The following is a 21,137-nucleotide window of genomic DNA, read 5'->3' as shown; positions in this document are numbered from 1 at the left end:
CAAGTGGCTTTATGGAATATTTTAATTATTTAAAAGTGGAGATTCTAAAGGTGTGGAATTAAATCAGGGGTACTGTCTTTATCACCGGTTACATAGCCCATATTACCCATCGCATTTCCTTGTAGTAATAATAAGCCCGCTACGTGGGGGGTAGCAAAGGAAGTACCGGTCACCAGTTTTGTGCCACCGCCAATTTTTAAAGCAGTAATATTCACTCCTGGTGCACACCGGTCAACGGGTGATCCAAAGTTAGAGCTAGTCCAGAAATTTTTATTGTAATCCATCGCCGATACAGTATAAACATTAAGGGCATTAACGCGCTGAGGAGAAGTTGTACTGCAATCCACCCCGCTATTACCCGCAGCAATAGCCACGAAAATACCTTTAGCTGCTACCGTTTTTACGGCACTATCAAAAGCAGCCGAGGCCCCGGAGGCTAAACTGATATTTACTACATCTCCCGCTTTACCATAGGTATTCACCTGGTTCACGGCTTTAATGGCATTAGATACGGTTCCCGCTCCCGCATCATCGGAAACCCGCAAGGCAACAATCGTCGCATTTGCGGCTACTCCAATAATTCCGGCTCCATCATTTTTAGCCCCAATAATACTGGCAACAGCTGTGCCGTGACCAAAACCATCCTGCACGCTGGTGGTAGTAAGAAAGCTTTTACTACGGGCTACATCCACATTCAGGTCCGGATTATTTAAGTCCACGCCGCTATCAATCACCCAGGCTGTTTTGCCGGTTCCATCACTGTAGCCCAACATGCCTACTCCCTGGGGAATGGTTTCTCCAGGTAAAGCAGAATAAGTTTCTTCCGCAGCAGAATCCGTGGTCATTACAGCTTGAGAAGTAATCACCTGATCCTGTTCAATATAGGCTATATCGGGGTGCTTTTCGAGTCGGGCTACCTGCTGGGGAGTTAATTTAGCCACAAAGCCATTAACCGCTCCTTCCAATAAATCAGAAGAATTGATGGGCGTAATAATACCTTTTACTATTAAGGCATTAACTATCCTATTTACTTTTGTGTTACTTTTTTTAAGAACGACAATATACTGTCCTTCAATTTTGTTTTTAGCTTGGGTAGCATTCGAAATGGAAGTGGTTTCGGCAGCTGTACTAGGTTGAAACTCCTCTTTTTGACAGCTGTACATAGAGAAACAAGCAGAAAGCGCCAGACAAGAAATAGTTTTTTTGTAAAGTTTTTGCTTCATAAATATTTAGGTATAATTAGTATGAGTAAGGAATAATTTTATTTTTAAAAGAATTAGTAAGGCAAGGAATATATAGTTTATATAGTTAAGGATGCTGGGTCAGGTAAAAAGAATTATATAATTTCATTGATCAAAATCCAGAATAATATTTAAAATTATATTTACGCTTTTGTGATTATTCTTTTTTTAGCCGCTATTAATAGTAGCGTTGCCTTTTAGATACTATTTGATTAATACAAAATGCAAGTGCAGTATAGTTTCAATATATAGTTAAATAAATATGAATATAAAAGGGTTTGACTTGGATTCTGCTTGCTTCATTGTCGATATTTCATTAATGAGCTAACTTCACTCAACAAGGGGCGCTTTAAGCAGAATCTTTTTCAGGAACATAGGGCTTTTTCTAAAATAGATAGGTCAACTTTTTTAGGACGGGTCAACAAAAAATCCGTCTCAGGAAACGACGGTGGCTGTTGCACAACCCCTTGATTGAAGTTAATCGTTGAAGAAGGATAGGACTATTTTTTAAGGTTATGCAAGGCAGAAAGGTTTTGGAAGATGAAAAGGCGTTGCTTTTTTCGCTCTCGGCACATGTACCAGAACACAACTTCTATCGCCGCTTGAAACAGCAGTTGAATTTGGATTTTCTCTACGAGCTTACCCAACCTTACTACGGACGATGTGGTCAGCAGTCGATCGATCCGGTAGTCTTCTTTAAGCTCTGCTTGGTGGGTTACCTGGAGAATATTGTTTCCGACCGCCAACTGATCGAGCACTGTAGCCTCCGACTAGATCTGCTTTACTTTTTAGACTACCAAATAGATGAGCCCTTGCCCTGGCACTCCACGGTTTCTCGTACTCGGCAGCTTTACCCGGAGAAGTTGTTTGAGCTACTGTTTGATAGAGTCTTTCGCTTATGTGTCGAGAAAGGCATGGTAGCCGGTCATCGGCAGGCGATTGACTCCGCCCCCATTAAGGCCAATGCTTCGATGGATAGCCTGCTTTTAAAACAATCACCCGAGTCGGTGAAAAAGCACTTAACGAAGGTTATCCTCGAGAATGAAGCGGTAGTAAAGAAGTCCAACCAGAATAAAGAGGGAAAGCCAGAACAGTTCCTCTCGGCTCCGGAGTACCAGTTAAGAAAACTGGAAAAGCACCAAGATCAGCTGAAAGCATCTCCCAAAGGCTTAGGCGGTAAGCACGAGAAGGCCCGCCTGGTCAGCAATAAAACGCACTACAGTTCCACCGATCCGGATGCCCGCATATCGGTCAAACCGGGCAAAGCCAGACAACTTAACTATTATTGCAGCCTGGCGGTGGATACAGCCAAAGGCGTTATCAGCCATGTTCAAGCGGATTTGGCTGATGGGCGGGACAGCCAATATTTGCCGGCTATCACGCTGAGATTGCAGCGACGGCTACTAGATAATGAACTACGTCTAAAGGAACTGCTAGCGGATGGTGGCTATTCTAACGGTAGCAACTACGCCTTTTTAGAGCAAAGAAAGATAACGGGCTGGATACCCGTATTTGGCCAGTACAAGTCCGAGATAGAAGGTTTTCCTTATGACCAACAAGCTGACTATTTCACCTGTCCGACCGGGAAGATACTCGCCTTTAAGACCTATGACACCAATGCGGAGGGAGGTTTGCTAAAAATCTACCGGGCTACCTACCAGGACTGTAAACATTGCCCGCTCAAATCTTCTTGCGTTCCCAAAAGCCAATGCCGCCAAATCACCCGTACTGCATACGATTCGGAATATCGACGAGCATTAGAAAGACAGCAAAGTAGAAAAGGTAAACGGATGAAGCGAGTTCGACAAAGCACGGTAGAGCCGGTCTTCGGCAGCTTAATTCATTACTATGGTCTCCGGAAAATAGGAGTGCGGGGTAAAGCCGGGGCTCACAAGGTGATGCTGCTGGCCACCACTGCTTTTAACTTGAAGAAATATCTGAAGTTTAAACCGGTGAAAGCGATCAGCCAAGCTTTGGCACTTCAAAAGAATCAAGAATCTGCTTTTAGCAGCTATTCTTTTGCTTTTACTAAGCTGTTTTTCCACTAAGAGAGCACTATTAGGAGCAGCATTGAGTTCAGATAGGGAAATAGGACGCGGCTCAAAAGGGAGTTGTGCAACAGCCACGACCGTTTTACGAGATGAAAATCTACTCACCAAAAACAGCCATTTTTGGGCTAAAAACTGTATCAAATGACCATCTCACCAATCAAATATAATTTGGTATATTTGAGATGGCATTCGTGAGACAAATATGAAAATCGGCTACGCCCGGGTCAGCACCCAGGATCAAAATTTAAACCTGCAGCTGGACGCGCTTAAAAGCGCTGGCTGCTTGGAGATCTTTCCGGAAAAGATGTCCGGTAAATCCAAAGACCGGCCCCAACTCCACCGGCTCCTGCAGCACCTCCGCCCCGGGGATAGCCTCGTGGTCTGGAAGCTGGACCGGCTGGGTAGATCCTTAAGGGACTTGATTGATCTGGTAGCCGAGTTTCAGAAAAGGGGAGTGGACTTGGTGAGTTTACAGGATGGGATTAATACCGCTACTCCCACCGGGCGCTTTACTTTTAACATCTTTGCTTCACTGGCCGAGTTTGAGCGCGAGATTATCAAGGAGCGAACCCAAGCGGGTTTAGTCGCCGCTAAAGCGCGGGGGAGAGCCGGCGGGAGGCCGGCGGGTTTAACGCCCGAAGCTATCGAAAAAGCCAAGTCCGCGAAAGTTTTATTTGAATCGGATAAAAGGCCAGAAGAAATAGCGAAGATTCTGGGCATTTCCCGGGCAACTTGTTATCGCTATCTCGCCTATGTAGCTATCTGATAAATTCTTCCGCTTCGCTTAACCAATGGCGAGCAGCCGCTCGGGTGGCAAACTCACCGGTTTGGAAAGTAAACATATTTTTACTGGCCATTTCGGCATTATAGCTTCGTAATTGCCTTTCTCTTAAAACATCTTCGGGTAATACCCGGGCCATTTTGGTTAAGCGCGTTTTGGTTAAAGCTTGGATGAGGCCAAATATGACCGGTTTATAGATCTCTTGGGGAATGTCTACTCTACTATTCTGGGAATCAATCAACAATCTTTTTACATCATAGTGCTTGATCGCATCAATCAATTTGGTTAGGGCTACCTCCAGTTCCGGCAGCGCGGCCCCGGTTAAGTTGGGCCACGGCACCGTTAGAATATCGGTACTCATCTCATACTCTAAAGCCAGCAAGGCATCCGGATATAATATCATAGCTGCAGGGAAGGACTGATTCGAACGGGCATAAAGGGTCTAGCTTTGGTCAGGCGAGGTTTCATCAACGGCAAACGTTTATTGTAGCACCCAGGCTCGGGCCTGGTCATAATTGTCAAACTCTTGAAAAAGAAAGGGGAGCTTATCTTCATTGAGATCCCTTTTCATGTTGTGCGCGCTAATTTGACTAGCGATATCCCGAGCATTAACTTTTGCCATGCGTTCGATATTTCCGGCCTGAGAGAAGAAGGAGGGCGCCCAGGTAAGCGCTGCCCATTGTTGGTCTTCCAAACGGACGACGCGAGCCTGCCGATAATCGCCCAACCATCTTCTTACTTCATGGGTTTGGATAATTTCTAAGTAAGCCGCTAAAGATGCGCGGTACTCCTGACTAGAGGCAAAACGCAGCCAGCGGGTCTCGACAAACTTATAAGTTTCTTCGTAATAAATTTCTAGGCAGGATGATTGATAAAAGACCATCGGGTAATTAATGCAATTAGAAGCCTTAAAGATAGCAGTCTCATTGAGGAATATACAGGTTATAGGAGGTAAAATTTCCTAACGAATAGACTACGCCTTTAAACCGCTAATAAAATGACTACTTACCTCCTGTAAAACAAGATTTCCTTCATTGAGGATCGATTTGAAAGAAGCTATTATACGTGAATACAGAATAAAACTACTCTTTTTTGCCCAGTTTTTCTAACCAGCCAAAAGCCCGAAAAACCGCCTTTTTTAAGCAGAAAAATAGAAAGTTTTTTTTGTCCACCTATTTCTGCTCTTCCTTGGATGATTCCTTCTAGCTCTTTGACATAAGTAAAAGCTGCCCACTTACCCTTTAAAAAACCAGCCTTTAACTAGTGTAAATATATTTCTATAGAACTGTTTTAATACCAGGAAATTTTATAATTCATTAGAGCTAGTTTTTCACAACAATTTTTTAAAGTTTACATTCACTAACTTCTAAAAAATGGTGCTTGAATTTTGTTAGCCAATTAGATAACTTTACTATGTTCAATGAGTATAAAGGTATATGCCCGAGTTAATAAGATTTGAGGGAATAACAATCGACATTTATTATGATGAACATTTACCCCCTCATTTTCATGCTACTTATGGAGAAAGAGTGGAATTAATAGTAATAAGAACACTAGGAACTTACAGAGGCAGTATACCTCCTCAACAACGGAAGAAAGTAATAAAATGGGCAAAGCAAGAAGGAATTCAGACAATGCTAGAAGAGATCTTCTTTGAATTTAACCCAGAATTAAAATGAGAAAGTCAACTAAAGTACCAAGGATTTTAAAAATTCATCAAATAGATGGATTTAAGATTACCTGTGTTTTTAATACGGGTGAATATAAAACTATTGATTTTGGTAAAAGGCTTCACAATGTGTCAGAAACTGATCCTAAATATGCTCTTAAGGATATTCATGCATTTCAACAAGTAGTAGTCAACGAAAGCCACACATTAGCGTGGCCTAACATCAAGGTCAAATTTCGATCTTTCGAAAAGCTTGGCGAGATGAAAGAAGCCCCATTAGATTTAGACCCGGTTGTTTTATATGATTCTGGCGAAGATTATGAGGCTCCTTATAAAAATAAATATGGGCGGCTCCTACGGGAGGCCAGAAAATCTGCTGGGCTAACTCAGGATCAGTTAGCAGAACGTAGCGGAACAACTAAAACCTATATTTCTAAGATTGAAAATGGTCGCTCTGGTATTGAATTAGATACATTAGAGAAAATAGTGTCTGTAGGATTGGGCAAAGAATTGTCTATTTCTATAGGTAGAACTGAAACTGAAAGGCAAGAAAAAACGAAAAGACTTGGGCGCAGTTACTCCCGTACCAGTTCAGAGTCAAAAAGATGGAGAGGTCCTAAAGACATTAAAGACCAAAAAACTGGTTTGACTTCAAGTGAAGAACAAAAAGGTTAAGTTCAGACCAATCATATAAGAAATAATTGATTTTAATAAAATTATATAACAGTATAAAAGTATTCCTTAGTTGGTCTGAAGAAATTAGTTCTAAATCCTACTTAGCATAAAAGACATATTAGGCAAATATTTCGAAATACGGGCCATTGCTTACCGACATATTGAAAAACTTAAAAGTTAAATCATTTTGTCAAACATGGTATAGCGGGCTTCCTGGTTCAATTTTGCTTCTAAGTTAATTAGTCTAGTGTATCTCCTAGGAAAATTAAGCATGCCCTCTCCGGCAAGTTAATCTGATTGACTGGTACAGGTGGATTCCGGATAGAAATGGCGCTGATCTTCTTATTGACCAGCGCCATCCTTTCAAAGTAATGGAGGCAGAGAAATCGGTAAATTACTTAGAAATTATTCCGAGTCCTGAACCTTATAATTACTCCATTGAGCCACCCCTTCTGGTTCCGCACTGGTTATTTCGGCCCTTTTAACTTTACTTAATTCTTTATTCAATTTCTCGGTAAGCTTCATTTCTTTGGCGATGCCTTTTTCCTGGTTTTGCAAACCTTCCGTTTGTTTTACGTGGCCAATCGGATCGGCAATATAATCCCAACTCTTACCCGTTACCGGCATTTCTCCTTCGTTCTAGGGACCCCGCACACTTTCCCCTTGGGATAGATTGAAGTACTGGTTGGTGAAACGCGGATCGGCTTGTAACACCCCGGGCGGATAATTAGGCTTAATAGTAGCTAAAGCCGCTTCGAACATTTCATAATGAGCAATTTCTCGGGTCATTAAAAAAGATAAGGTCTCTTTCACATAAGGATCGTCGGTGAATTGCATTAAGTATTCGTAGACCAGTTTCGCCCGCGATTCAGAGGCTATATTCGAACGTAAATCAACGGTTAAATCCCCATTAGAATGAATATAGGCCGAACACCAGGGAATGCCCTGGCTATTGGTTAAACGAGGCCCGCCCGCACTTAATACCCCTAATTGCGGATTTACCAACGCCTGGTGAATGACATTTTCTTTCGCTGCTTTCCCATTGAGTACTTCCATAATTTCCGACTGATCGGCCGCATCTTTTAACTCGCCGTTTACGCCCTTGAGCAGCATCTGGATAGTAGCCCCCACAATTTCTAAGTGACTAAACTCTTCCGTAGCAATATCCATTAACATATCATATTTGTCCGGATAAGGCTGTTTGGCCGCAAATGCTTGGGTGAAATATTGCATGGCCGCCGCTAATTCCCCGTTTTCTCCGCCAAACTGCTCTAATAAAAGGTTCGCAAACCGAGGATCTGGCTTAGATACGCGGGCATTAAACTGTAATTCTTTCACGTGATGAAACATGTCTTCCTTCGTTTTATAATTTAAAAACTGTAGAAACGATGAGTAATAAAGTTTGTTCGGATGAATCGAAAACAAGATGACTACTGGTGTTGCGCTACCTACCCCCTTATGACCAGGTAGGCTTAACAAAAAATACCGAGGAATGGATATTATTTCTTTTTAGCTCTCGCTTATTCGAAGGCTCTCCAAAGGCTCCTGTTACCTTTTCATATTGTTTAATCTAGTTACAGATATAGAGTCAATGGATATTGGATATACTTTCAAATAGCTACTCGCTAGTTAGTAGCAATTTGAACAGGGTCTACTATTATCGGCCTCTATACAAAAAGTACAAACCAACTCCCAATAGAATTGCTATCACGTGAGCAATAGTGGTTATTACCGGAAAGATAATTAAGTAATAGACGATTGCCATAAATATGATTGTAAAGCCACTCAGGAAAAACAACCTTTTTAAGTATGCCAGTAAATAGTTATTTCTTGTGAAAAAGAGCAAGTTAAATCCAGCTAAGGCATTCCAGATCAAAGATATTCCAATGGCATTCACCAAAAACCAAAGGCTTATTTGAATTAAAGTAGAACTAAGCAAAGTCCAAAGCCAACTACTCTGGTTTTTTTTCGCCAGCTGCTCCCTTCCCATTAAATGAGGCAAAATAGCAATCAACAGTAAAGTATAATTTATACTACTATGGTGAAAAGAGCCTGCATAAGTCGCGCCAGTTACCAATGTTTGAAATAGTGGATTCATGCTACCTAATCATTTTATAAACTGCGTTACAGACCGTGATTCACAATAGACATAGAAATCTAAAAATTTTAGTTGCCACTAACCTAGCATTACGGCTATAGCGATTGCTGAACAAGAGCTAATTAATTGTAATCCTAATAGATCTAAGGAAGTAAATTCAGGTTGCCGGAACAGGAAATCCCACTACTTTAAAATTTACCTAAAGTAAATTCCTCCTGGATGAACAGGCCGTTTAGGATAGGACAACTCCCCTTCAGCGGACCTAAAACCGCTCCTGCTTTGCTTAATGGCGATTATAGGAGAGACTTATAAAAAGGGATCCGCCACCCACTAGACTTGGTTTTGTTAAGTCTATTGGGTGGCGGATCGTCTCTCCGTATTCCATGGTCTTACCTCTACTATCCAGCCGATTACCTAACGGATTATCCGTACCGCCTGAATGATTTTACCCGACGAGTCCCCAGTCTGGGCTAACACCAACTCGGCTTGGCTTTGCTGACCTTGGATCTTTTGCAGCAATAAGCCTAATCCCGTCACAATCTCGGCATCGGTAAAGGTACAATGCCCGTAGCGTTGAACCGGTATACCCGTGAAATAGCCATTAGTACCTTTCAGATAAGTTTTCGCCTGGTAAAGGGGCAAATGCCAGGCTAGTATAATGGGGTCCTTGCTCGTATGCGCCATTACCAAAGGTTTCTTTAGGTTACCGCTCGTTTCGTAATATTTTTTAATGGTTTCAGTAGCCGTCCGGTCCGCCTTAAAACGCTGCACTTTGGCGTTCAAACGGAAATCTTCGGCAATACTACCCGTACCAAAATAGATTCTTGTGCGGTTATCAATGGGTTGTCCCCCCAGTTTTCGGTACGCGTCGCGGTAATAAACAACATCGTAGCGCAGCACGCCAAGCACCGTTTGGCCAATCGTCGTGGGATCATTGGCATCGTAAGGCGCCAAGGAAGTGCGCAGCAGCTTTAGGGTAGCAACCGGATTCTGCTGCAGTGCCTTAAGAACGGCCGGCACGTATTTCGTCTGCCAGTTAGCAATTAACTCGTCCGGGATGGTAATGGCGTTTCCTGGTAGCACCCCCGGGAAGAAATAATCGAATAAGACCCGGAAATCCCCGTAATAATTAATCTGGCCCTGAAAATAGCCGCAGGGCCCACATAACGACAAGCCACCGCTAAACAGGTTGGGGTAACGTTCCAGCGCTAAAGTTGTCAAAATCCCGCCTTCTGAAGCGCCGGTTAAATAGATGTGTTTCGGTTGCCCGTTAGCTTGAATAAACTTTTCCCGCAACCGAATGATATCCTGAATCCCGGTTTGAATGGCGAGCCCGTTTTGACTGTAACTGGTAGTAGCGAATGCATAGCCTTGGCTGACGAACAAGGGGGCGTATTTACTCGCTTCCGTTGGCAGCTGTAAGGGTTCAAATTCGGAAATATACCCGTGGGCGTAGATAATGAGTTCCCCGTTCCAATTGGCTGGTTTACAGATCTGGTAGATTTCACCGGTAGGTAAGGTTTCGGTGGTGCAGGACATGGGGGTGGTGAAGCCCTCGACGGTAGTCACACTTTGTAAGCTAGTAACCACGTGGTCAGCACTCCGGGCGGGAACCGCTAGTTCGGCCGCATCTTGACAACCGACGAGCAGGAAGATAAAAGACACCAGTAATAAGTAGTAGTTTTTCATGATTATCGCAGTTAGGGTTAAATTTTTACGCAGGGAGTAAGTTCTTTAATTTTTTACTTTCTCTCTGTCTTCCGCCAGAAGCGGGTAAGTAGGAGAGAAATAAAACGGGGAATTTTTATCTTTTATCATAAAAACTACCTTTCCCAATGAGAAGCACGGAAGCGTTTCTACTCTGCTGAAATACAGTAGGCAGGAAAATAAAGGTATAAGTTAACGGACGCGAATTGGGATTAAGGAAAGTCTACAAAAAGCAAGAAATAGCGGGAAATTATTGGGAACGTGCTATTTAGGGAAAAGTAAGGGAACTGCCGGGAAAAAGCAAGGAAATAGCGAGTAAAATTAAATTCCCTATTTTGGCTTTCTTTCCCTTGGAAATAAGTGGAGCTAACCTGGCTAGGGAGCAGCCGGTCGCAGTAGTATGGATCCGCTAAATTACTTGATTCAACGCCTTGCTTTGGTTGTAGCAGTTTAACCATGGCCGGACTGGTATCTCTTCCACCCGTCTCAAGAATCAGCTTTTTAGTTTAGTTTGTGAGATAGGCATTTAAGATATAAAAGAGAAAGAAAAGACCTGCTGCGAACAGGTCTTTTTTTATTCACTTATTCGGTTGTTTTACAAGATTTTTTTTGGCTGACCCGTCTTAAAAACGTTGAGCACAACCAATTTTTAAACTTGACATTCTTCTGATTGCAGTACCTGCCGCTTTTTCGATTTTTGAAAATTAAGCACTTTACTTCTGCTTTCCTGAATTTGTTGAGGCTTCAAAGATGATTTTACCGTTCTTTTGCAGAGTAGATTTCCCCTGCCATTCGCTATAGACATACTCTTCATTGGCGTACTTTATTCCGGAACCAGTCGGTTGCGCGGTTAAGGTGCTGGTTGCTCCCTGGTACTGGATGATCAACGTATGAATCACGTTGTTAAAACTATAACGCAGTTCCTCTCCCGTAGCAGACTTTAAAGTACCTTCTAATAGTGGTGGCTGAACCAATGATCCCGCTTTTTGAGAAGAATGAGTATTACAGCTAAATAAGCTCATTGATAATAGCACGATAAATCCTACTTGATTTATTAACTTTTTCATTATACAATTAAATTTCAATAAGGTATCTGGTTTAATTCTATTTGCTTTTTTGTTATTTCAAGCATAACTTATTCGTCTACTTAGAGGTTCAGGCAAGTTACTAGAATATGTACCCGATGTGGAAATGGTTACTGCTCGTACTGGTGGTAAACCTTTTTTGGTTATCTGCCCGCGGGCAGCAGAGTGACCTGCCGCCGCCCGAACTAATTACCGACCGGCAAGGCTTACCCCAAGGCTTTGTGCCGGGTATTGTGCAGGATCAACAAGGTTTTATCTGGATGGCCACTCGCGACGGTCTGTGCCGCTACGATGGGAATCGGTTTAAAGTTTTCCGTCCGGAGTCCAATGTCCCCTCCGCTTTATCTTTTTCCGATCTTCAATCTTTACAACTCGATCCCCAGGGATATATTTGGATTACTTCCGAACTGGGCCAAGTTGTGCGGTTTAATCCTCGATCAGAGACCTTTCAAAACTTTTCTGAGCAAATTTTTCCCGGGCAGAACCGGACTAGAATTCATATTCAACACTGTTATCCCGACCGGCAGAATCGTTTGTGGCTGGGGTTTGATGGCCAAGGTTTGCTTTGTTTTAACCTCCAAACCGGTCAAGTACGTTGGTTCCGCCACCAAGCTGACCAGCCCCATTCTATCGGGAGTAACCGCATCCGAAGTATCGTCGAGGATATAAGCGGTAATATCTGGCTAGCTACCGATGCTGGCCTCGACCAATACGAAGAAAAAACAGAGCAATTCGCTCATTATCGACTAGCATCAGAAACGCCATTGGCGCTACCGGAGCTAGACCTGCATGCCCTTTACCTGCGGCCCAACGGGGAGATCCTGATTGGTTCCGCCAACTACTTCATCCGCTTTAATCCCCAAGCCAAACAAATCCGCTCCTACCAATTGTCTGACGAAGGAGATTTAGTCTGGGGCGTGCGTTTTGCTACGGATCGCCATGGAGTCGTTTACTTTAACCAGCGGGATCGTTTGTTTCGCTTTACCGACGAGAGCGGACCGGAGTTCCTGACCAACCTCACGGCACAAACGGGATTTTGCCGGAGCCTGTTTATTGATCAGTCGGATGTTTTATGGTTAGGCACGAATGGCATGGGGGTGCGCAAGTATGATTTGCGCTCGGATGGTTTTCAAACGGCCCGCTACCAAACTAACTTTCATACTGATTTGCTTGTTGAGTACCTGAGGGTTCCCGCCACCTTAGTACGGCCCTATCTCAAAGATAATGATTATTACCATTTCCGCTCCACCCTGGATCAGCAGGGGGCAATTTGGCTCAATGTGGGCAGTTCCACCTTCTATCACATTAATTTAAAAACCCGGCAAACGAAGAAAGTAAATTTCCCGGTTTCCTTTGTGCAGGAGGTTAGTCCCCTATCCACGGACGAACAAGGGCGTGTGTGGGTGCTACATGATACCCGGTTTTGGTGGTATGATCCCCAGCAACGCCAATGGCTTATGTCTTCTTACCAATATAATTTAGAGAGAACGCAATCTGTAGTGCAAATGGTAGCGGACAATGAAGCATTCTGGTTAGCTACGCAAGAACGGGGTTTGTTTCGACTCGATCGACGAACAGGAAAGTTACGGCAGTACTCGCACCAGCCTAAAAAGCGGAACAGCTTAAGCAATAATGCTTTGTTTTGTTTATCCAAAGATCCTAGTGATTCTAACCGATTATGGATCGGCACCTTTGGCAGTGGTTTGTGTGCCTTCGATAAACGCACGGGTCAATGCCAACGGATCACTGAGCAACAGGGTTTACCTAATAACGTCATTTATTCCGCCTTACCGGATGAGCAAGGCTATCTGTGGATGGGCACCAATAAGGGGCTGTGCCGGATGAACCGGAAAACTTTCCAAACGCAGGTCTATACCACCGAAGATGGATTACTGGCCAATGAATTTAATCGGTTCCACTACCTGCAGTTACCCACTACCGGTCAGATGATCATGGCCGGGGTAGAAGGATTTACCGTTTTCCAACCCACCCGGCTCCAGGATGATTTGTTTAAACCTCAAGTAGAACTAACCGAGTTACAAATTAATAACCGGGTAGTGGAAACCAGGAAAGATTCGCTGCTTACCCAGCCTATACACACGGTAAAGGAGTTGATTTTACCCTACAATCAGAATTTTATCACGGCTAGTTTTGCGGCCTTGCAATATAATCGTCCCGGTAAGAACCAGTATCGTTACCAATTAGTAGGCGTTGATGATAAGTGGGTGAAAAGCCAGCAACCCCAAGCTGTTTATACGGCTTTACCCCCGGGGGAGTATACGCTGCGGATAAATGCTTCCAATACTTCCGGACATTGGAGCCCGTACGTGCGCCAACTAACCATTATTATCACGCCGCCTTGGTGGCGCTCCTGGTGGGCTTATCTCCTCTATGGATTTTTGTTGAGCGGCATGATTTGGTATGGGACTCGATTGTATGTTAACCGCTTACGCTTACAACAGACGGTGGTGTTAAGACAACAGGAGGCCCGGCAGTTACGGGAGCTCGATGAGCTGAAATCCCGCTTTCTCACCAACATCACCCACGATTTCCGCACCCCCTTAACGCTAATCCTCTCGCCCCTAGAAGGGCTAATACACGAGTTAGCAAGTACGCCTTACCGCAAACGGTTGGGGCTGATCCAGCGAAACGCCCAGCAGTTGCTGGGATTAATTAATCAGTTACTAGACTTTTCTAAATTAGAAGCGCAAATGCTCCCCGTCCAGGAGTTGCGGGGTAATCTTACGGACTTGGTGGCGCAAACCCTGCAATTATTTCAGCAAGAAGCCGCTGATAAATCAATTCCATTAACTTACCAAAGTGACCTATCCGGGGATTACTGGTTCGACGCCGGTAAACTAGAACGCATTCTCTCGAACTTAGTAGCTAATGCCTTAAAGTTTACGTCAGCAGGAGGACAAATAACCGTTTCGCTACAAGTGATAGATAAAGTACTTTTAACCGTAACCGATACCGGCCTGGGCATACCCCCAGAAAAACTCCCGTATATTTTTGATCGGTTTTTCCAGGTGAATGGCGATAAAGCGGGTAGTTCCTCTAACGGAACGGGGATTGGTTTATCCCTGGTGAAAGAACTAGTGGAACTTCAGGGCGGACAAATCACCGTAGAAAGTGAGCTTGGAAAAGGAACAACGTTCCGGGTATGGCTGCCCCTGCAACCGGCCACGGAACCAGTATCCAACCTGGTAGAGGTCGCCTCCCTATCCAGCAACGAGCAATCCGTCCCGATCCAGAATGGTATGAAAGAGGTGCCGCTGATTTTACTGGTAGAAGACAATCCGGAGCTAGCTGATTTTATTCAAGATAGTCTGCCTTCCCACTACCAAGTTAGTCGGGCGACCAACGGGGCCGAAGGACTGGAGCAAGCCTTGGCCGAATTACCGGACGCGGTGATTAGTGACGTGATGATGCCGGTGATGGATGGCTACACTTTCTGCCACCAACTCAAAACCGATGAACGCACCAGTCACATTCCGGTCATCTTGCTAACGGCGAAAGCGGCTATGGACAGCCGCCTGGAAGGGCTTACCCGGGGGGCTGACGATTACCTGACCAAGCCCTTCCACGTGCCGGAACTAAATTTGCGCCTCCATAATTTGCTCCAGCGCCAGCGCCGTTACCAGCAGTACCTGCAACAAGAGTTAGTTCGTCCCGCCAATACGCCGACTACTTCTCCTCCACCCACTCCCTTAGATCCTTTTCTGGAAAAACTCTACCAGGTGGTAGAAGCAAGACTGGATGATACTTCTTTCGGAGTAGAACAATTAGCCGAAGAGCTGAACGTGAGTCGGGTGCATTTACATCGTAAGCTCAAAGCACTGGTGGGCTTACCGGCCGGTGATATTATCCGTAATTACCGCCTCAAGCGGGCCACCTTTTTCTTACTGGAAGGACTGAACAGCTCCGAAACCGCTTACCGCGTAGGCTTCGACAGTCCGCCTTATTTTGCCAAATGTTTCCGGGAGGTGTACCAGATGAGCCCCAGGGAATTTGCCCGCCAAAGCGAATAATTAACTAAAAAAGTAATAAAATCTACTCCAGGTAACCTCATTTACCACATTGGTAACGTGGGTTACTGCCTTTTTCTGCCTTTGCTGCAACCTTTGTGAGGTTCCTTTTTTCCATCCTTAAACTTCACAAGCTAATGAAAATGTCTTTACCATTCCCCTTTCCGCAAGACAAAACTACTCCGCCGGCAAATACTTCCAAGTGGTGGCCAACAGGCTGGTTCAAGTTCTATTATTACTTACTGGTTAGCTTGTTGCTGTATCCGGGTCTGCTGCAAGCGCAAACGTACGAGGGGGATATTAGCCTCACGAGCCAAGCCGAAGTAGATGCTTTCAACTATTCCGAAGTGACGGGTGACCTCAGCATTACGGGGTATACCAATACAATTTCTAATCTGCATTCGCTGGCCAGTTTAAAGAAAGTAGGTTCCCTCTATATTGGCAATACTGCTTTAAGTAGCTTAACCGGGCTGGAGAATCTGACCACCATCGAGAAGGATCTTATTATTCGTTATCACGAGCAATTAGAAGACCTAAAAGGGCTGAAGAATCTAGTCTCCGTGGGAGGAAGATTAGAATTAAATGCCAATACCCATTTAACTACTCTCGCGGGACTGGAAAACCTGAGCTCCCTCGGCGAGCTGAATATTAGTTTTAGTTACCTTACTAACTTAGCGGGACTCGAAAAGCTGACTTCCTTAAAAAGGCTCGACCTTAATAATAATTATTATGCTTTGACGAGCTTAGCGGGATTGGAAAACCTGACTTCCGTGGTAGAACTGATTAGCATTCGTTACAACACGCAATTAAATAGCCTCACTGGCCTGGAAAAATTAACTTCCCTGGGTGAACGCGGAAGCTTGCAAATCTTAAATAATGCTAATTTAACCAGTTTAGCCGGGTTAGAAAACCTTACTACCGTGGGTGGAGCCCTTGAAATCTGGAGTGACGCTAATTTAACCTCTTTAGCCGGATTAAAAAACCTGACTTCCGTAGGAAATTTCACCATTTATAGTAACGGCAGATTGAACAACTTAACCGGCCTGGAAAAACTTAACTCCATTAGCTCTCTTACTATTTCAGGAAATCCCCAACTCTCCCAGTGTTGTCTGTTGCAGTCTGTGATCCAGGCGGCTAAAGGTAATGTTTACCTTTCCAACAATGCCGCCAACTGCAACAGTCTAGCCGAAGTAGAGGCTACCTGCACCCCCAGTATCACTTCCCAACCCCAGACTACTACTTTGTGCAGCGGCGAAAAGGCTACCTTCCGGGTAGAAGCTATCGGGATTAATTTGAAGTACCAATGGCAAAAGGACGGGGTTAACCTTGATGGTGCTATCAGCCCTACTTACTCGATAGAGGCGGTAAGTCCGGAAGATGAAGGCGCTTACTCGGTTATACTGACCAACAAGAATACCTCGCTCACTTCCGAGAGTGCTACCTTAACGGTGAAATCTTCTCTTGTTTTAGGGGCGTTTACCGCTCCTACCGCACCAGTAGCGGTAAATACCAGCTTTAACGTAAGTGTTCCTTTCTCGGGCAGCACCGTTAATAGCGCCACCTGGAACTGGGGCGATGGCAGTACTTCCCCCGCTGCTCTTAATAATAGCACCATCAGCGGCAACCATAAATATACCAAAGCCGGTACCTATTCTCCTATTCTTACCGTCACCGACGCCTGCGGTCAAGCTACTTCAACTACTTACGAATACGTGGTTGTGTACGAGTCGGGGGCGATTACCGGGGCCGGGGGGTTTGCTTCGCCCAAACAAGCCTATAAAGCCGATTTCAAGCTCACCGGGTCCGCCGTGTTTGGCTTGTATGCCCGCTACAAAAAAGGCACCAGCCTACCCGAAGGCAGCACCTTGTTCGCCTTTCAAGCTGGTAAAGTAAAAATGGCTTTTGCCAGTACCAGCTACGAGACTTTAACGGTCGCGGGCACCAAAGCGCGCTATACGGGTAAAGGCAAGCTCAACGGTCAGGGTAATTACGGTTTCTTAGTTTCTCTTATCGATGGCCGTCCGGATAAGTTTCGCATCAAAATCTGGAACAAAGATAAAGGCAATCAGGTAATCTATGATAACAACCTGACGAGTACCACCGATGCTGCCGATCCGGCTACCGCCATTGTGGGTTTTATTACTATCCAGATCAGCAAAGCTGCTGTAGCTCGCTTGAGCCTACCGGGAGCAGAAGTAGCGATGGAAGAAACCCATGCCCCCGTGTTTAAGAACTACCCCAATCCTTTCGCGGAGAAGACTACTTTGGAATTTACTTTCGAGCAGGATCAAGACTATACTTTAGCGATTTATGATTTATCGGGTAAGTTGGTGAGCCAGTTGCCCAGCGGCAAAGCCAAGGCCGGTGAAAAAGTGCAAGTAGAATGGCAAGCGGCTCCGTATCCCAAAGGGGTGTACCTAGCTCGGCTGAGGGCAGCTACAAGCGTCCAGCACCTTAAGCTTGTGGTAGAGTAGCTGGTTTAGGCTGGACCAACAAACCCCGCTTTATCGGCCATTTAACCAGCAATTATCTTCCCAAATCTCCCTGCCATAAAACGATTTTTTACAATTACGGCACAGGAGAAAGGTTGAATTTAGCCCCAGCAAACATTTACTAACCGTTGTGTTATTCCTGTGAGGAATAGGCAGCACTAACGTTCAAACGACCATGGAATTTACCTTAACCAAAACCATCAACATTAAAGCCAATCCAGACCAGGTTTGGAACTATGTCAGCGACCTCTCCCAATGGCCGCAATGGGCCATTCATAATGTCCAAGATGCTCAAAAAGGGGAAAATGGCTATTGGTTCCTGGCTGGCCCCAGAGGAGTGTCTAAAGTGAGGATGAACGCTAATCAAGCGCTGGGAATCCTCGATCATGAGTTTCTTGATCCGGCTGAAGGGCATTGGCTCGTTCCCTGCCGGGTAGTGGTCGGCCATGAAGGCGCTCATTTCCTCATCACTTTTACCAAACCGGACCCAATGCCCAGTGCCGATTTTGAAAAGGGAATGGAACTAGTTAACGAGGAACTGATCCAGTTGAAAGATATACTCGAAAAATAACCTACCTCCACCATCCCCTAAGCAAGATTGCCGGCGAGTTCATCGCCGGCAATCTTCTTTTCCCGAAAATAATTATATATCTCAGTTGGCAACCACTCCGAGCGCAAAAGTGTTAGCGGGCATTGTCACAAACCGTACAAACGAAGAAAAAAGGGGCAAAAGTGCAAGCCTCAACCTTTGTCATTCTACTTGGCTCTGCGGCATGGCTGAAGTTTTCTAATTTTCCCCTCTTCGCCAATACCTCGTACGTGGTAGCTTCCCCATTGAACAATATAAATGTTCCTAGACGGGTTTGTCTGGATCGCTTTTTCTGGTACTTTTACTAGACAACTAACTTTTTCTAAGATCTTCTTAATATAACCAGATGTTAAGTATATTAACCGGAGGCAAGCCCTACCCTCGACTTATTGATGACGGAGATATTTGATGACATCCGAAAGCTTTATTTGTTCCGCACACCTTGTCCGGAGTTGATGGATTATATTGAATTTTTCTCCGAAACTTCCTTAGAAGCCACTCATCACTACATTCAGGAAGAGCGGTTTAGTGTCAAACTGTTCCCTAGCTTCACCCCTACCATCTGGCTGAACCTGGGAGCTCCTTATCAATTGCTCAATGATAGTAGCTTAGTAAAAGTGGATCAGGCCGCTGACATCTTAGTACTACGCAGTACCACTTTGGAACGCAAGAATTTTCCCACTGATAATATTTTCACCATTAAATTTCTACCCATGGGTTTTGAAGCTATCTTTGGTTATAGCCAAGCTACCATTGGCACTAGTGTGATTAATGCCCATGATCTCTTGGGCTCAGATGTTATCCAGAAGGTGAAAGGATTACCCACGTTAAATGACAAAGCCCTTTTCTTAGAAGACCTTTTCCTCGCCAAACTGCAGAAGAATTTTCCAAATCAATTTTACGTGGCTACCATCCAAAAGGCTATTGCCTTGTTTTCCCAATCCAGCATGGAAGCGAAGTTGCAGGAGCTGGCTGGTCAGCTGCACGTGTCCGAAAAAACCTTTTACCGATACTTCCAAAAAGCCATTGGCACCAATCCCAAAGATTTCTTTTTAGTCACCCGTTGTCGGGAGGCACTCTCCGTTTATAAAAAAAATAAACACTCTTTCTCTCCCTATGATTTCGGGTATTATGATTTTGCGCATTTCTCCAAGGAAGTTAAACGTTTTACCGGCGCTCATCTAACTACCCAAACGCTTCCGGATTGATTGTCCGATTTTTACTTTACCCGCCGTTTTCCTTCGCTTTTCTTTGCCGGAAATACATCCTCTTTATGAAGGTTTTCGGCTTATTCCTGGTACTGGTTTTAATTACTGCAAGTTCTGCTCTTGCCCAACATCCTCTTTCCGTCATTGAACCTTGTCCTTGTTTAATGAAGGTAGACAGTCGTTTGAAAACCAAATGCGGCTATTTAGTCGTGCCCGAGAACCGCCAGAAACCCCGCGGCAATAAAGTAAAAATCCCGTTCGTTTTTGCGCGGCAACCCCAGCAAGATTCTACCCAAAACATAACGCTTTATACCACCGGTGGCCCCGGGTACGCCACCATACCAGTCGGAGACAGTCTTACTTACCGTTCCGGTTGGTTAGATTTTGGCGGCATTCTGCTCTTTGATCAACGCGGCACCAAAAACGCTGTTCCCTGTCTCGATTGTGAAGGGATCGATGAAGCCATTAAGAACGCTTACCTGCGCCATCGATCCAAAGATAGCCTGGTGGCCCTAGCCGTAACCAAGTGTAGAAAGAAATTGATCAAACAAGGAATTGACTTATCGGCCTACAATACCGTGGAATCCGCGGCCGATATTAAGGACTTAAAGGAAGCCTTGAAAATAGATTCGCTGACTTTACTGGGTATTTCTTATAGTGGAGGTTTGATGCTGACGGTAGCCCGCAATCATCCCAATGGGATAAAATCTTTGTTGTTGAACTCCCCTTTGCCCGGATATGTAAATTATGAAGAACACGCTTTATTTAATCATGAGGAAGCGCTTAACTACCTATTCGATAACTTGGCCGCTGATTCGGTGCAAAACGCGCGTTTTCCCAATCTAAAGCAGCGTTACCGGGAATACTTCACGCAAATCTCCGGCAAGAAATTCCAGATTGTTTTTCAGGAAACAGCAAACCAGCCCAAGCACACCCTTCTGTATTCAAAGAATGAGTTGCTAGACGCTATCTTTGATCGCCTGACTACTTCTGAGTATCAAAAGGTACCAGAAGTAATCGCGGATCTGGTGAGTGGTCAACACGAAAAATATGTGCAGCAGGTATTAAGGGGTAAATTCTCCGGCAACAAAAGTCTGTCCTACGGCATGCGGCTCTCGGTTTATTGTTCGGAACAAATAGCTTTTTCTAATCCAGAGAAGATTAAGGAACAAGATAAGATCCTGCCGTGGTTGGCAGGTTACCCCTTCAATAATGTCAATCACCCAATTTGCGCTTGTTGGCAGGTACAACCAGCACCGCGGTATGTTAAAACCCCGGTATATTCTAGCATTCCGGCGCTTATTTCCGCCGGAGCTTTGGATCCTTGGACCCGTCCGTTTTACAATCGGCTGATAAAACGAACCATGCCGCAGGCGCAATTACTGCTGATAAAAGATAAAGCGCATGGGGCGGGTTTTGGCAATGAATTAATCAACCGTTTTATCGCTAACCCGCATAAAAATCTAATTTCCACTTCGGCCAATGTAGTGGTGGAATAAAAACATATAGAAAG

At 44.6% G+C, this 21,137-nt stretch carries 17 protein-coding genes; 9 read left to right on the top strand and 8 right to left on the bottom strand.

Going from position 1 to position 21,137, the window contains the following annotated elements; genetic code table 11:
- Positions 1-44: 44 nt before the first annotated feature.
- Entirely contained in the window at positions 45-1,223 is a 1,179-nt protein-coding gene (locus AHMF7605_RS29130) for a S8 family peptidase (RefSeq protein WP_106933781.1), read from the bottom strand.
- A 533-nt stretch (positions 1,224-1,756) separates the two neighbouring features.
- Here AHMF7605_RS29130 and AHMF7605_RS29125 point away from each other — a divergent pair.
- Both AHMF7605_RS29125 and AHMF7605_RS29120 read left to right on the top strand, forming a co-directional pair.
- The gene (locus AHMF7605_RS29125; protein ID WP_106933698.1) at positions 1,757-3,289 is read left to right on the top strand and encodes an IS1182 family transposase; all 1,533 of its coding nucleotides are present in this window, start codon (positions 1,757-1,759) and stop codon (positions 3,287-3,289) included.
- A gap of 205 nt (positions 3,290-3,494) precedes the next feature.
- Entirely contained in the window at positions 3,495-4,058 is a 564-nt protein-coding gene (locus AHMF7605_RS29120; RefSeq protein ID WP_106933780.1) for a recombinase family protein, read from the top strand.
- Here the strand turns inward: AHMF7605_RS29120 and AHMF7605_RS29115 are convergent.
- Positions 4,051-4,476, bottom strand: coding sequence for a hypothetical protein (locus AHMF7605_RS29115; RefSeq protein WP_146153708.1), 426 nt, complete (start codon positions 4,474-4,476; stop codon positions 4,051-4,053). The genes AHMF7605_RS29120 and AHMF7605_RS29115 overlap by 8 nt on opposite strands.
- A gap of 78 nt (positions 4,477-4,554) precedes the next feature.
- The gene (locus AHMF7605_RS29110) at positions 4,555-4,956 is read right to left on the bottom strand and encodes a hypothetical protein (protein WP_106933778.1); all 402 of its coding nucleotides are present in this window, start codon (positions 4,954-4,956) and stop codon (positions 4,555-4,557) included.
- A gap of 553 nt (positions 4,957-5,509) precedes the next feature.
- On the opposite strand from AHMF7605_RS29110, the gene AHMF7605_RS29105 reads away from it, so the two are divergent.
- Positions 5,510-5,752, top strand: coding sequence for a DUF4160 domain-containing protein (locus AHMF7605_RS29105; protein WP_106933777.1), 243 nt, complete (start codon positions 5,510-5,512; stop codon positions 5,750-5,752).
- Positions 5,749-6,417, top strand: coding sequence for a helix-turn-helix domain-containing protein (locus AHMF7605_RS29100; protein ID WP_106933776.1), 669 nt, complete (start codon positions 5,749-5,751; stop codon positions 6,415-6,417). The genes AHMF7605_RS29105 and AHMF7605_RS29100 overlap by 4 nt, the downstream gene beginning before the upstream one ends.
- A gap of 405 nt (positions 6,418-6,822) precedes the next feature.
- Here AHMF7605_RS29100 and AHMF7605_RS30730 read toward each other — a convergent pair whose 3' ends face one another.
- The 5 genes from AHMF7605_RS30730 to AHMF7605_RS29080 form a co-directional block, all read right to left on the bottom strand.
- Positions 6,823-7,044: a hypothetical protein gene (locus tag AHMF7605_RS30730; RefSeq protein ID WP_233219337.1), complete on the bottom strand. Its 222-nt coding sequence runs from the start codon at positions 7,042-7,044 to the stop codon at positions 6,823-6,825.
- Between the two features lie 12 nt (positions 7,045-7,056).
- On the bottom strand, positions 7,057-7,767 hold the full coding sequence (locus AHMF7605_RS29095; protein ID WP_233219336.1) for a manganese catalase family protein: 711 nt from the start codon (positions 7,765-7,767) through the stop codon (positions 7,057-7,059).
- A gap of 307 nt (positions 7,768-8,074) precedes the next feature.
- The gene (locus AHMF7605_RS29090; protein ID WP_106933775.1) at positions 8,075-8,515 is read right to left on the bottom strand and encodes a hypothetical protein; all 441 of its coding nucleotides are present in this window, start codon (positions 8,513-8,515) and stop codon (positions 8,075-8,077) included.
- A 414-nt stretch (positions 8,516-8,929) separates the two neighbouring features.
- Positions 8,930-10,204: a DUF6351 family protein gene (locus tag AHMF7605_RS29085; protein ID WP_106933774.1), complete on the bottom strand. Its 1,275-nt coding sequence runs from the start codon at positions 10,202-10,204 to the stop codon at positions 8,930-8,932.
- Between the two features lie 731 nt (positions 10,205-10,935).
- Entirely contained in the window at positions 10,936-11,289 is a 354-nt protein-coding gene (locus AHMF7605_RS29080) for an MliC family protein (protein ID WP_106933773.1), read from the bottom strand.
- Between the two features lie 107 nt (positions 11,290-11,396).
- Here AHMF7605_RS29080 and AHMF7605_RS29075 point away from each other — a divergent pair, with 107 nt between their 5' ends.
- The 5 genes from AHMF7605_RS29075 (at position 11,397) to AHMF7605_RS29055 (ending at position 21,123) form a co-directional block, all read left to right on the top strand.
- Positions 11,397-15,338 (top strand): hybrid sensor histidine kinase/response regulator transcription factor, encoded by a 3,942-nt coding sequence (locus AHMF7605_RS29075; RefSeq protein ID WP_106933772.1) that lies wholly within the window; start codon positions 11,397-11,399, stop codon positions 15,336-15,338.
- 140 nt (positions 15,339-15,478) lie between these two features.
- On the top strand, positions 15,479-17,809 hold the full coding sequence (locus AHMF7605_RS29070; RefSeq protein ID WP_158267666.1) for a T9SS type A sorting domain-containing protein: 2,331 nt from the start codon (positions 15,479-15,481) through the stop codon (positions 17,807-17,809).
- A gap of 193 nt (positions 17,810-18,002) precedes the next feature.
- Positions 18,003-18,398, top strand: a complete 396-nt coding sequence (locus AHMF7605_RS29065) for an SRPBCC family protein (protein ID WP_106933770.1) — start codon at positions 18,003-18,005, stop codon at positions 18,396-18,398.
- Positions 18,399-18,808: 410 nt separating this feature from the next.
- A complete protein-coding gene (locus AHMF7605_RS29060; protein WP_106933769.1) occupies positions 18,809-19,624 on the top strand; it encodes a helix-turn-helix domain-containing protein in 816 nt (271 codons plus the stop codon).
- Positions 19,625-19,689: 65 nt separating this feature from the next.
- A complete protein-coding gene (locus AHMF7605_RS29055; protein ID WP_106933822.1) occupies positions 19,690-21,123 on the top strand; it encodes an alpha/beta fold hydrolase in 1,434 nt (477 codons plus the stop codon).
- Positions 21,124-21,137: the final 14 nt, after the last annotated feature.

It is taken from the genome of Adhaeribacter arboris, assembly GCF_003023845.1.
Classification (GTDB): domain Bacteria; phylum Bacteroidota; class Bacteroidia; order Cytophagales; family Hymenobacteraceae; genus Adhaeribacter; species Adhaeribacter arboris.
This window is presented reverse-complemented; position numbering and strand designations above follow the sequence as displayed.